This is a genomic window from Pseudomonas sp. GM79 (genome assembly GCF_000282495.1).
Classification (GTDB): Bacteria; Pseudomonadota; Gammaproteobacteria; order Pseudomonadales; family Pseudomonadaceae; genus Aquipseudomonas.
Genome location: NZ_AKJE01000089.1, coordinates 1 through 12,727, shown reverse-complemented (window position 1 = coordinate 12,727; position 12,727 = coordinate 1). Strand labels below are relative to the sequence as shown.

12 protein-coding genes and 1 pseudogene are annotated in these 12,727 nt (G+C 60.9%); 10 read left to right on the top strand and 3 right to left on the bottom strand.

The genetic code is table 11. The features are described 5' to 3' along the window. Positions 1–8: 8 nt before the first annotated feature. Together PMI36_RS05970 and PMI36_RS05975 are read right to left on the bottom strand one after the other, a co-directional pair. Positions 9–1,013, bottom strand: a complete 1,005-nt coding sequence (locus PMI36_RS05970) for an ArsJ-associated glyceraldehyde-3-phosphate dehydrogenase (protein ID WP_008074706.1) — start codon at positions 1,011–1,013, stop codon at positions 9–11. 47 nt (positions 1,014–1,060) lie between these two features. Then, a complete protein-coding gene (locus PMI36_RS05975) occupies positions 1,061–1,423 on the bottom strand; it encodes a metalloregulator ArsR/SmtB family transcription factor (RefSeq protein ID WP_008074696.1) in 363 nt (120 codons plus the stop codon). A 183-nt stretch (positions 1,424–1,606) separates the two neighbouring features. Between PMI36_RS05975 and PMI36_RS05980 the strand changes: the two genes are divergently transcribed. From PMI36_RS05980 to PMI36_RS05990, 3 genes are all read left to right on the top strand, one after another. Continuing rightward, complete coding sequence (locus PMI36_RS05980) at positions 1,607–3,730, top strand: TonB-dependent receptor (protein ID WP_032830601.1); 2,124 nt, start codon at positions 1,607–1,609, stop codon at positions 3,728–3,730. Positions 3,731–4,034: 304 nt separating this feature from the next. Then, on the top strand, positions 4,035–4,298 hold the full coding sequence (locus PMI36_RS05985; protein WP_007900892.1) for a PepSY domain-containing protein: 264 nt from the start codon (positions 4,035–4,037) through the stop codon (positions 4,296–4,298). Positions 4,299–4,305: 7 nt separating this feature from the next. Then, a complete protein-coding gene (locus tag PMI36_RS05990) occupies positions 4,306–4,833 on the top strand; it encodes a cytochrome b/b6 domain-containing protein (RefSeq protein ID WP_008074694.1) in 528 nt (175 codons plus the stop codon). Positions 4,834–4,896: 63 nt separating this feature from the next. Here PMI36_RS05990 and PMI36_RS05995 read toward each other — a convergent pair whose 3' ends face one another. Further along, entirely contained in the window at positions 4,897–6,573 is a 1,677-nt protein-coding gene (locus PMI36_RS05995) for an MFS transporter (RefSeq protein WP_008074693.1), read from the bottom strand. Positions 6,574–6,935: 362 nt separating this feature from the next. On the opposite strand from PMI36_RS05995, the gene PMI36_RS06000 reads away from it, so the two are divergent. The 7 genes and pseudogenes from PMI36_RS06000 to PMI36_RS32525 form a co-directional block, all read left to right on the top strand. Then, positions 6,936–7,607, top strand: coding sequence for a GntR family transcriptional regulator (locus tag PMI36_RS06000; RefSeq protein ID WP_007900901.1), 672 nt, complete (start codon positions 6,936–6,938; stop codon positions 7,605–7,607). A 106-nt stretch (positions 7,608–7,713) separates the two neighbouring features. Next, on the top strand, positions 7,714–8,646 hold the full coding sequence (locus PMI36_RS06005) for a 4-hydroxyproline epimerase (protein ID WP_008074692.1): 933 nt from the start codon (positions 7,714–7,716) through the stop codon (positions 8,644–8,646). After that, positions 8,643–9,758 carry an NAD(P)/FAD-dependent oxidoreductase gene (locus PMI36_RS06010; RefSeq protein ID WP_008074691.1) on the top strand — a complete coding sequence of 372 codons (1,116 nt, stop codon included), beginning with the start codon at positions 8,643–8,645 and terminating at the stop codon, positions 9,756–9,758. Before PMI36_RS06005 ends, PMI36_RS06010 begins: the two co-directional genes overlap by 4 nt. Then, complete coding sequence (locus PMI36_RS06015; protein WP_008074690.1) at positions 9,751–9,987, top strand: (2Fe-2S)-binding protein; 237 nt, start codon at positions 9,751–9,753, stop codon at positions 9,985–9,987. The genes PMI36_RS06010 and PMI36_RS06015 overlap by 8 nt, the downstream gene beginning before the upstream one ends. After that, positions 9,984–11,240, top strand: a complete 1,257-nt coding sequence (locus PMI36_RS06020) for an NAD(P)/FAD-dependent oxidoreductase (RefSeq protein WP_032830600.1) — start codon at positions 9,984–9,986, stop codon at positions 11,238–11,240. Before PMI36_RS06015 ends, PMI36_RS06020 begins: the two co-directional genes overlap by 4 nt. A gap of 71 nt (positions 11,241–11,311) precedes the next feature. Continuing rightward, entirely contained in the window at positions 11,312–12,061 is a 750-nt protein-coding gene (locus PMI36_RS06025) for an AraC family transcriptional regulator (protein WP_032830599.1), read from the top strand. A 572-nt stretch (positions 12,062–12,633) separates the two neighbouring features. Beyond that, positions 12,634–12,727, top strand: a pseudogene (locus tag PMI36_RS32525) (DUF6124 family protein); the annotation flags it as partial.

Here is a 12,727-nt window from a genome sequence, read left to right as displayed (position 1 = left end):
ACCGCTCCTCAGACGGCCAGGCCGACCATTCTGGCCAGTTCGACGGTGCGATTCGCGTAACCCCATTCATTGTCATACCAGGCATAGAGTTTGACCTGGGTGCCATTGATGACCATGGTCGACAGCGCATCGATGATCGATGAGCGCGGGTCGGTGCGGTAGTCGATGGACACCAGCGGACGCTCCTCGAAACCGAGAATGTCTTTCAGTTCGTTCTCGGACGCGTCCTTGAGGAACTGATTCACTTCTTCGATGGTGGTGACGCGCTCGACTTCAAAGACACAATCGGTCAGCGAAGCGTTGGCCAACGGTACGCGCACGGCGTGGCCATTCAGACGCCCGCGCAGTTCCGGGAAGATTTCGGCAATCGCGGTGGCCGAGCCGGTGCTGGTCGGGATCAAACTCATGCCTGACGCCCGGGCACGGCGCAAATCCTTGTGGGGTTGGTCGAGGATGCTTTGAGTGTTGGTCAGGTCGTGGATGGTGGTGATCGAGCCGTGGCGAATACCCAGTTTCTCGTGGATCACCTTCACCACCGGCGCCAGGCAGTTGGTGGTACACGACGCGGCGGTGACGATGCGATGTTCCGCCGGGTTGAACAGCTGATGGTTGACGCCCATGACGATGTTCAGCGCGCCCTGCTCCTTCACCGGGGCGCTGACCACCACACGCTTCACGCCTTGGTCGAGGTAAGCCTGAAGCACCGCGACGGTCTTCATTTTGCCGCTGGCTTCGATCACCAGATCGCAGCCCGACCAATCGGTGTCGGCAATCGCCTTGTTGGCCGTTACCTTGATGCGTTTGCCGTCGATGACGATGTTGTCGCCCTCGGAGTCGGCCTGATCATTCCAACGGCCATGCACTGAGTCGAAGTTCAGCAGATGCGCATGGGTTGCCGCGTCACCTGCCGGATCGTTGATCTGCACGAATTCAAACTCTGGCCAGCGCCAGGCTGCTCGCAGAGCGAGGCGACCGATGCGGCCAAAACCATTGATGCCCACTTTGATAGTCATGTTGGTGTGCTCTGTTTCTGTTGTCAGGGGTGGCGCTTTGGGAATCATCAAGCCGGGCAGCAAGCCGCTGCCCGTTCGGGACGGTCACCCATTTCTTCAAGGCGTTTGGCATCCGGGCTCAACCAGTGCTTGTTGGCTTCGAGCACCAAGGTCAGCACCTGATGCACCCAGTCTGGAAGGTTCGGATGCAGTCGGTAAAAAACCCATTGGCCTTGCCGACGGTCCGAGAGCAATCCGCCTGTACGCAACTGCGCCAGGTGCCTGGAGACTTTGGGCTGGCTCTCATTCAACGCACAGGTCAGCTCGCAGACGCACAGCTCACCCTCTCGGGCGATGAGCAGCATCATGCGAACCCGGTTGTCGTCAGCCAGGCATTTGAAAACAGTGGTCGGCGTCAGGTGGTCAGCCATTGGGTTTCTCAGCGTTTGGTGTACACGCGGTGCGAATGAATACAGGCATATGCGTTTTACCGAATATATGTTTTCCCGCATGTAAGGGTCAACGGCAAATGTATCGACTCCGTGTGTGAATGATATTTATTTACTTACAAAAGGTAATCGTTATCATTAGCGCAATAATTAAAAAAGGAGCTCATGGTGGCTTTACCGCGCATTTACCCGGCCTCTCTCTCACTGCTGGGGCTTTTTGCAGTACCTGATTTGCAAGCAGAAACCCAATCGGCATTGGCCCTTCCTGCAACCGCTGTGACCAGTGATTACAGCGAGCAGAGCTACAAGCCGACCGACAGCCGCAGTGCGCTGAAGATCGACGCGCCGCTGCGGGATATCCCGCAAACGGTGAACGTGATCCCCCAGAGCGTGATCAAGGATCAGGGCGCACAGTCGATGGAAGACGTGTTGAAGAATGTCCCCGGCATCGGTCTTTCCAATGGCGATGGCCAGCGCGACCAAGTCACCATTCGCGGCTTCAGTGCCATCGGCGACATGTACGTCGACGGCGTTCGTGACGACGCGCTGTACTTCCGCGATCTATCCAACGTCGAGCGCGTGGAAGTGATCAAGGGACCGGCAGCGGTGCTCTATGGCCGTGGCTCATCCGGTGGCCTGATCAATAGCATCAGCAAGAAACCCAACTTCACCCCCAAACAGGAAGTGGGTGTCAGCTTCGACAGCGAGGGTAAAAAGCGCACGCAGTTCGACGCTGGCTGGGCCGATCAGCAGCAAAACGACAAGGCATTCCGGGTGACCGGTGCGCTGGAGAACAGCGACACCTTCCGCGATGACGGTTATATCGATCGCAAGGCCATTGCGCCTTCGGCCTACTTCAAACTCTCCGACGATCTTGAGCTGAACCTGGGGGCGACGTACCTCTACGACAAACGCTTGATCGACTTCGGCATTCCCGCACGGGGCGATCGCCCGGTCGATGTCGATCGGGACAAGCGCTTCGGTTCCGCCGACCCGGATGACGATTACACCCGCAGCGAAGTGTTTTCGTTCACGGCCGGCGTCGACTACCGCATCAACGACGACTTCACCCTGAGCAACACCAGCCGCTACTACCACTACGATCTGGATCGCAACAACACACTCGCCGACTCCAGCCCGACCCGTTTCGTCACCGCGCCCAACGGCGAGCTGTTGGTAAAACTCAATCGCGGCAACGTGCAGCGCAAGGAAGACGGCTGGTTCAACCAGACCGAATTGAAGCAACGGGCCACGCTGGCCGGGATGAACCACAACCTGCTCTATGGCGTGGAACTGGGGCGTCAGGTCAAGGACCAATCCGTCTTCAGCCAGAGCAACGTAGCGCGGGTTCCGGTGTACCGCGATGGCTTGGTCGACGTGCCGTTCCAGGCCAACCGACAAACCGCCAAGGGCACCACTACCCAGGACACGGCCGGTTTCTACGTCCAGGATCTGATTGAACTGACCCCGCAATGGAAAGCACTCTTGGGCGTGCGCTATGACGTATTCGATCAGGAGTATTCGGATGACCTGACGGGTGCCTCAATGTCCCGAACCGACAACACCTGGAGCCCGCGCGCAGGCCTGGTCTATCAGCCTGATCAGGTTCAGTCCTACTACATTTCGGTAAGTCGCTCTTATCAACCCTCCTCCGAAGTCTTCGCCCTGAGCACTACCAACCAGGGCCTTGAACCGGAGCAAACCACCAACTTCGAGATCGGCGGCAAGTGGGACCTGCTCGACAATCGCCTGGCGTTGACGGCGGCGCTGTTCCGGCTGGAACGCACCAACATGAAAACGACCGATCCGGCGAACCCGACCAAGCTGGTCCTGTCGGGCGAGCAGCGCACCGACGGTCTTGAACTGACCGCCAGCGGGCAGTTGAGTGACAAGTGGCAGGTCTATGCCGGCTATGCCTATCTGGACGCCGAGATCACCAAGTCCAACAGCCGAACCAATGGCGTCGCCAACGAAGGCCAGACACCAACGTTGACCCCGCGTCACAGTGCCAACCTCTGGCTGGTGCGCTCGCTGACCAACACCTGGCGCGTGGGCATGGGGGCGAACTATGTCGATGACCGTTACACCGCCCTGGACAACCAGGTGGTCATGCCCGCCTACACCACCGTCGACGCGGCGTTGCTCTACAACTTGCCGAAATGGGACATGGCGCTGCGCTTGCGCAACGTCTTCGACAAGGACTATTACGCCTCGGCCCATGGCTCGGTGGACTTGATCACCCCCGGAGCACCACGGACTCTGGAGCTGAGCACCAACTACCGGTTCTGAGTGGAAACCTGAAATCCAACACCGCAATGCCGGTCAGTTAAACGCAAATTCCTGTGGGAGCGGGCTTGCTCGCGAAGACGGCAGCACAGTCAATATTGATGTCGCCTGACACACCGCTTTCGCGAGCAAGCCCGCTCCCACAGGTTTCGCACCTTAACTGATTGGCACTGGTCAAACGCCCGGGCATTTGTTCGCAGCCCGCAATCCAGTGACAACGATTCAAAGCTCAACTAACCTTCAGCCCGCGGAGAGTGATGAGAATCTCTCGCGTTGTCAGACAACAACAATATGTCGAGGAAAACCCATGCGTAAACTTCTGTTGCTCTCGCTTCTTGCCGCCTCCCCCTTGGCTTTCGCCGGGACTCAATGCACCACAGCCGACAAGGCCCAATGGCAGGACCAGGCCAAGTTTCAGGAAGATCTCAAGGCCAAGGGCTACAACATCAAGAAGTTCAAAGTCACGAGCGGCAATTGCTACGAGATCTACGGCTGGGACAAAGACAAGCGCAAAGTCGAGATCTACTTTGACCCGGTCACCGGCAAAGTCGTGAAAGAAGAAATCGAATAGGCCCCCTGTGAAAGCTGAAACCCTGCGCCTCTGGGACCCGCTCGTGCGTATTTGCCACTGGTCCCTGGCGGTTGTCTTCATCAGCGACTACTTCCTCAATGAGGAAGGAGACGGCTGGCATCGCTGGCTCGGCTATTACGCCGTAGCTGTCGTGCTGGTGCGCGTGGTGTGGGGGTTCATCGGCCCGCCATCGGCGCGTTGGTCAGACTTCTGGCCGACGCCGACGCGGGTCGTTCAGCATGGCCGGGCGCTGTTTTCCGGCAAGGGCTATCACCGCATGGGGCATTCGCCCATCGGTGCACTGGTGATGGTCCTCATGCTGCTGTTGATGACCGGTCTGGGTATCAGCGGTTTCTTGATGGAAGAAGTGGACTACTTCTGGGGCGAAGACTGGCTACGTGATGTTCACGAGTTTATGGCCAATGCACTGCTCGCATTGGTTTGTGTGCATATCGTCGCAGCGTTGGTGGAAAGCCTGCGTTTGCGTGAAAACCTGCCTCTGTCGATGATCACTGGCCATCGTCGTAAGCGCTAACGCTCAAAGCTACCTGATACCGCACATTGCCCTCCCCCTTGCGGGAGAGGGCGGGTGCCAATCTTATGTGTGATGTATTTCCCTATCCTTGGTTTCCGGCAGGAAGAACGTGCCAAGAATGGCCGTCATCACGGCGATGACGATCGGGTACCACAGCCCGTAGTAGATATCCCCCGTGGCCGCGACCATGGCGAACGCCACTGTGGGCAGAAAGCCGCCGAACCAGCCGTTGCCGATGTGGTACGGCAGCGACATCGAGGTGTAGCGAATGCGCGCCGGAAAGAGTTCCACCAGCCAGGCGGCGATCGGGCCGTAGACCATGGTGACGTAGATCACCAGGATGGTCAGGAGCAGCAGCACCATCGGATAGTTGGTCTTGGCCGGGTCGGCCTTCTCGGGGTAACCGGCGTCCTTGAGGGCGGTGCCGAGGGTAGCGACGAAAGCATCGTTGCGGGCCTTGAAGTCGGCGGCCGGCATGCCGGTACCCTCGAAGCTCTGGATCACCTTGTCGCCGATACGAACCTGCGCGATGGCGCCAGGCTCAGCCTTCTCGTTCTTGTAGGGTATGGCCTTCTTCGCCAGCACAGTCTTGGCGAGGTCGCAGGAGCTGGTGAATTTGGCCTTGCCCACCGGGTCGAACTGGAACGAGCACTGGCCGGGGGCGGCGATCACAGTAACCGGGTTCTTCTCCTGCGCAGCGAACACGTCGGGGTTACCGTATTCAGTCAACGCGTGGAAGATCGGGAAATAGGTCAGCGCCGCGATTATGCAGCCGGCCATGATGATCCCTTTGCGGCCGATGCGGTCGGACAGGCTGCCGAATACGATGAAGAACGGCGTGCCGATCAGCAGCGAGCCGGCAATCAGAAAGTTGGCGGTCTGCGGGTCGATCTTCAGCGTCTGCAGCAGGAAGAACAGCGCATAGAACTGCCCGGTGTACCAGACCACGGCTTGGCCGGCAGTGCCGCCGAGCAGGGCCATGATCACTATCTTGAGGTTTTCCCAGCGGGCGAAGGATTCGGTCAGCGGCGCCTTGGACGACTTGCCTTCTTCCTTCATCCTCAAGAACACCGGTGACTCGCTGAGTTGCAAGCGGATGTACACCGAGACGATCAGCAGCAGGATCGACAGCAGGAAGGGAATCCGCCAGCCCCAGGCTTCGAAGGCTTCGGTGCCGAGAATGGTTCGGCAGGCGAGGATCACCAGCAGCGAAAGGAACAGGCCCAGGGTCGCGGTGGTCTGGATCCACGAGGTGAAGTAGCCGCGCTTGCCTTTGGGTGCATGTTCGGCCACATAGGTCGCCGCCCCGCCGTACTCACCGCCCAGGGCCAGGCCTTGCAACAGGCGCAGGGTGATCAGGATGATCGGTGCCGCCACGCCGATGGTCGCATAGCCGGGCAGAAAGCCCACTACGGCAGTGGAGATACCCATGATGACAATGGTGATGAGGAACGTATGCTTGCGCCCGATCATGTCGCCCAGTCGGCCGAAGACGATGGCGCCGAAGGGCCGTACAGCGAAGCCAGCGGCGAACGCGAGCAGCGCGAAGATAAAGGACGTTGTCTCATTGACGCCGGCGAAAAAGTGCTTGGCGATGATCGCGGCGAGGGAGCCGTAAAGGTAGAAGTCGTACCATTCGAACACGGTGCCCAGGGACGAGGCGAAAATGACCTTGCGCTCCTCCCTGGTGATCCCGTGGTGGGGCGCGCTGCCTGTGGTCGTATTGTCGATTGCGGCCATGATTGTTCTCCGTCTTGCTCTTGTTATAGGCCGGAGTACCTCACTCTCTTTTTACCGCACCCAGGCCCTAGGGCTATGTCATCGGATTACGGATTGCGCAAAGCATGCAAACAGGCTGACGGCCTCGCATCGCTGCAAGGTTTCTTGAAGCATAATCGGCTTCGCGCAGATATCCACTCGGCCATCCCGCCCAGACCCGGGCCGACGCGCTGCCAAATGACTATTCAGACCGGTGAAATCCCACGCGAAGCGTCTGGGTGGCGCTCGCTGATGCCTATTCTTCGGGGCGGCCATCGCCTGGAACTTCGCAGCGAAAGAATTTCGTATACCCTATCGCCATCTCACTCCAAACGACCGCTGCCGTGAACCTACCCAAACTTAACGCTCCCGATCTTGGCAATACACCATCGACCTCGGAAATCATCACCCGTCATCTGCGGGACGCGATCGTCGCCGGGCATTTCGCCGAAGATGAGCCGATTCGCCAGGATGACATCGCCCGCCAGTTCAACGTCAGCAAGATCCCGGTGCGCGAGGCCCTCAAGCGGCTGGAGGCCGAAGGGCTGGTGATGTTCCAGCGCAATCGCGGGGCGATGGTCACGCGGGTTTCCGATGCGGAGCTGGCGCAGATGTTCGAAGTGCGGATGTTGCTGGAGGACAAGATACTGCGCCTGGCCATTCCCAACATGACCGAAGAAACCTTCGCCCGTGCCGAACGTATCTGTCAGGAATTCATCGGCGAGGACGACGTGGGTCGCTGGGCCGAGCTCAATTGGGAGCTGCACGCTTGCCTTTACGAGCCGGCGCAACGGCCGTTTCTGGTCAGCTTGATTCGTTCGGTCAACGACAAGCTGGAGCGCTACCTGCGCATGCAGATGAGCCTGTCGGCCGGCAAGGAACGGGCTGATCACGAGCACCGTGAGATCATCAAAGCCTGTCGTGCCGGGGATGTGGATCTGGCGGTAAAGCTGCTGGACGAGCACATTGCCGGGGTCTGCAAGACCCTGTTCGAGCACCTGCCTCACGCGCACTAGGATGCTGTGCTGATTTCGTCATCGGCACAGGATAAATCCATCAAGCCGACACCCCGCCGCACGGGCCACTCTTTCGTTCACTCATCTGAACGGACGTGGCCCTCCCATGAAACGCATCACCGTGATCGACTCCCACACCGGCGGCGAACCGACCCGTCTGGTGACCGCCGGCTTTCCTGACCTGGGCACCGGCAGCATGGCGGAACGCCGCAAGCTGCTCGCCGAACACCACGATCAATGGCGCGCCGCCTGTGTGCTCGAACCCCGTGGCAGCGACGTGCTGGTGGGTGCCCTGCTCTGCGAGCCGGTTGACCCGAGCGCTTGTGCCGGGGTGATTTTCTTCAACAACACCGGTTACCTGGGCATGTGCGGCCACGGCACGATTGGCCTGGTGGCGTCGTTGGCGCATCTGGGCAAAATCAGCCCCGGCGTGCACCGCATCGAGACGCCGGTGGGTACGGTGCAGGCGACCCTGCACGACGATCATTCGGTGAGCGTGCGCAATGTGCCGGCCTACCGTTACCGCAAGGCGTTGGTGTTGCAGGTGCCAGATATCGGTCAGGTGGTCGGCGATATCGCCTGGGGCGGTAACTGGTTTTTCCTGATCGCCGAGCATGGCCTGCGGGTGGCCGGCGACAACCTCGACGCGCTGACCGCTTATACCTACGCCGTGCAACAGGCGCTGGAGGCCCAGGGTATACGTGGCGAAGACGGCGGGCTGATCGACCATGTCGAGCTGTTCAGCGATGACGATCACGCCGACAGCCGCAACTTTGTCCTCTGCCCCGGCAAGGCTTATGACCGCTCACCGTGCGGCACTGGCACCAGCGCCAAACTGGCGTGCCTGGCAGCGGACGACAAACTGCAACCGGGACAGATCTGGCGCCAGGCCAGTGTCATCGGCAGCGAGTTCGAAGGCTCTTACGAATGGCAGGGCGAGCGCGTTGTGCCGACCATTCGCGGCCGCGCTTTTATCAGCGCCGAAGCCAGTTTGATCATCGAACAGGATGACCCGTTCGCCTGGGGCATTCGTCCATGAACGAGGGCCTTGTGGCCGATGTGATCGTGATCGGCGCCGGCATCATCGGCGCCGCCTGTGCCCAGGCGCTGGCCCGTCGTGGCTTGCAGGTGCTGGTGCTGGACGCCGGCCTGCACGGTGCGACGGCGGCGGGCATGGGCCACCTGCTGGTGCTCGACGACAACCCGGCCGAACTGGCCCTGAGTCAATATTCCCTGCAACGCTGGCGCGAACTGGCGCCGGACTTGCCCGACGGCTGCGCCTACCGCAACAACGGCACGCTGTGGCTGGCGGCCAACGCCGAGGAAATGGCGGTCGCCCATGGCAAATACCTGAACCTGCAAACCCAGGGCGTGGCGTGCGAATTGATCAGCGCCAGTGCCTTGCGCCAGCGTGAACCGGAACTGCGCGAAGGTCTGGAAGGCGGTTTGCTGATCAATGGCGACGGCATTCTTTATGCGCCGGCGACAGCCAACTGGATGCTCGACACGCCGAACATCCGTCAGCGCCGGGCGCGGGTCAGCGCAGTCGATGGCAACCGCGTCTGCCTCGATGACGGTCGCTGGTTGAGTGCCGAAGCGGTGGTGTTGGCCAACGGTATTCAGGCCAACGAACTGTGCCCGGAGTTGCCCATCGAGCCGAAAAAAGGTCACCTGCTGATTACCGACCGCTACCCCCGCACCGTCACCCATACCTTGGTCGAACTGGGTTACGTCACCAGCGCCCACAACGCCACGGGGCCGTCGACGGCCTGCAATATTCAGCCACGCCCCACCGGGCAATTGTTCATCGGTGCCTCGCGCCAATTCGGCACCACCGACCCGCAGGTCGAAGGCTGGATGCTGGCGAAAATGCTCAAGCGCGCCGCCGAGTACATGCCGGGGCTGGCCCGGCTCAACGGCATCCGCGCCTGGACCGGCTTTCGCGCCGCCAGCCCCGACGGCCTGCCGCTGGTGGGCCAGCATCCACAGCGCCAGGGCTTGTGGCTGGCGGTCGGTCATGAAGGGTTGGGGGTCACCACGGCCCCCGCCACGGCCGACTTGCTGGTGGCGCAACTGTTCGATGAAACCCCGCCACTGCCCGCTCACCCCTATTTGCCCCAGCGCTTCCTCGGAGAACCTGCCTATGCCTGAATTGCTGCTGGACGGCCGCGCCTTGAAGGTGGCCGAGGGCACCAGCGTCGCCGCTGCCCTGGCGTTGGGTAGCGACGGCTGCACGCGCACGTCGGTCAGTGGTCAGCGCCGCGCTCCACTGTGCGGCATGGGCATCTGCCAGGAATGCCGGGTGACCATCGACGGCCGGCGACGCTTGGCCTGCCAGACTTTGTGCCGAGACGGCATGCAGGTGCAGACATGCCCATGAACGAATACGCCGATCTGCTGATCATCGGTGCCGGCCCGGCGGGCATGGCCGCCGCCCTTGCCGCCGCGCCGAGCGGCGCACGCATCGTCCTGCTCGACGACAACCCGCTGCCGGGCGGGCAAATCTGGCGTGACGGGCCTCAAGCCAACGTGCCCGATCAGGCCCTGCGCCTGCGTGAGCATTTGCAGTCTTGCAGCAACATCTGCCGTCACACCGGCACCCGAGTGATCGCCAATCCCGGTCCGAAACAACTGCTGGTCGAAGATGATGACGACGGCTGGTTGATCAGCTACGACAAACTGATTCTGTGCACCGGCGCCCGCGAGTTGCTGCTGCCCTTCCCCGGATGGACGTTGCCGGGCGTGACCGGGGCCGGTGGTTTGCAGGCGCTGATCAAGGCCGGTTTATCGGTGCAGGGTGAGCGTGTGGTGATCGCCGGCAGCGGCCCGCTATTACTGGCGAGTGCCGCCACCGCTAAAAAGCATGGCGCACAGGTACAACGCATCGCCGAGCAAGCCTCGCGCACAGCCGTCGCCGGTTTCGCCGCGCAACTGCCCCGCTGGCCCAACAAGCTGATGCAATCGTTCAGCTTGTTCGACCGCCATTACCGCACCGCGACTCATGTGCTGGCCGCCCTCGGCACTGACCGACTGGAAGGCGTGCGCCTGCAACAGCAAGGCAAAATCGTCGAACTGGAATGTGATCGGCTGGCCTGTGGTTTTGGCTTGATCCCGAACATTCAGTTGGGCCAGGCACTGGGTTATGCCATCGAAGGTCAGGCGTTGGCGGTGGATGCCTGGCAGGCCAACAGCCGTTCCGATCATTATGCGGCAGGTGAATGCACCGGGTTTGGTGGCAGTGAACTGGCGTTGGTCGAAGGTGCAATTGCTGGTCACGCGGCGGTCGGAGACCTTGAAGCGGCCCGCCAATTATGGCCACGCCGGGCACACTGGCAGGGTTTCGCCAGAGCGCTGAATCAGGCATTCGCCCTCGCCCCGTCACTCAAGTCCCTGGCCCAACCCGACACCCTGGTCTGCCGCTGCGAAGACGTGCCTTACGCTGCATTGGCCGGGCACATTGACTGGCGCGAAGCCAAGCTGGCCAGTCGCTGCGGCATGGGTGCCTGTCAGGGTCGGGTGTGTGGCGGTGCGGTGCAGCATCTGTTTGGCTGGCAACCTTCGGCGCCCCGCCCACCTTTCAGCCCGGCGCGAATCGAGACCTTGATGTGCCTGGACGACACCCCGCCGGCCTGATTCCCCCTCGGGGGTTTCGGCCACGCTGTCGAGCCTCTATGATCCCGGGGTCGCCATCAGACCCCTGCGCCATGTATCCCTCGCTCAGCACTTTCAAACCCTGCGATCTGCCAACGCTGCTGAACAGTCTGCAGCCGATCGCGCCGCTGCTCGATACCCTGTCGGACGTGGTGTTTTTCATCAAGGATTGCGAAGCCCGCTACGCCTTCGTCAACCAGACCCTGGCCCGGCGTTGCGGTTTCAAATATCGCGAGGAGCTGCTGGGGCGCACCGCCGAAATGGTCTTCCCGGAACGCTTCGGCCCGCTGTACACCGAACAGGATCGACGGGTACTGTCCAGCGGCCGCGAACTGGCCGACCAACTGGAGCTGCACCTGTATTACGGCAATCAACCGATCTGGTGCCTGACCCACAAGCTCGCCTTGCACGATGAACAGGGTCACATCGTTGGCCTGGCCGGGATCTCCCGCGACCTGCAATCCCCCCAGTCCAACCATCCCGCGTTCCAGAAACTCGCCGCCGTGGATGCGCACATCCGCAGCCACTTCTCCCGCGCCATCAGCCTCGCCGAACTGACCGCCATCGCCGGCTATTCCGTGGCGCAACTGGAGCGTCACTGCAAACGGGTGTTCCAGCTCACCCCACGTCAGATGATTCACAAGGCGCGCCTGGAAGAAGGTTCGCGGCTGTTACTGCACACCGACCTGCCCATCACCGAAATCGCCCTGCGCTGCGGTTACACCGACCACAGTGCCTTCAGCCGACAGTTTCGCGCGTTGACCAGTTTGTCGCCGAGCCAGTTTCGGGATAATCCACGCTAGGTGGAGGTGCGCAATTTTTTTGTTCCGGATTCATTTTCCGGTGGTTTGGCCGAGAGATGGTGGCTGTACCGGCCTCTTCGCGAGCAAGCCCGCTCCCACACTGGATCTTCTGTGAACACATTATTTGTGACCGACACAAATCAACTGTGGGAGCGGGCTTGCTCGCGAAGAGGCCGGTACAGCCACCACAAGGCTAGGTGTCAGACCGCTAAACAAGCACTGTTTAAACGACACTTCCAGACACTCACCCAGGCTACACATCCTTGCGCCGTTGCCTACGACTACGCCAGAATCCGCCGGCTTGTACGCCTTGAGGCCGGGCTCTATCGTTTCCGGGTCGCTGACGAATCAGCGATCGGGTTTCGCAGCCCGGGTCAATCAAGGCGCACAGCGCCACCGTTCCTTTTCAGATGACGTTTTTCGTTCGCTGAATTGCGTTATGGCGGCTGTGCGCGGGAGATCTTCGGGTCTGCCGGGTTCCTTGATTCCCGGTCTGCGAACCTGCGTACAGCTGCCACCTATCTTCGTTTCGCAGCGAACCGTGGCGGCTCCACTAATCAAGGAGCATTACCATGTTCAAAGCCACACCCAACCCACCTGAAACCGCCCCAACATCCCCCTACGAATCCCTCGATTCCAAAAAACTCAACGAAGCCGCCGACCGCG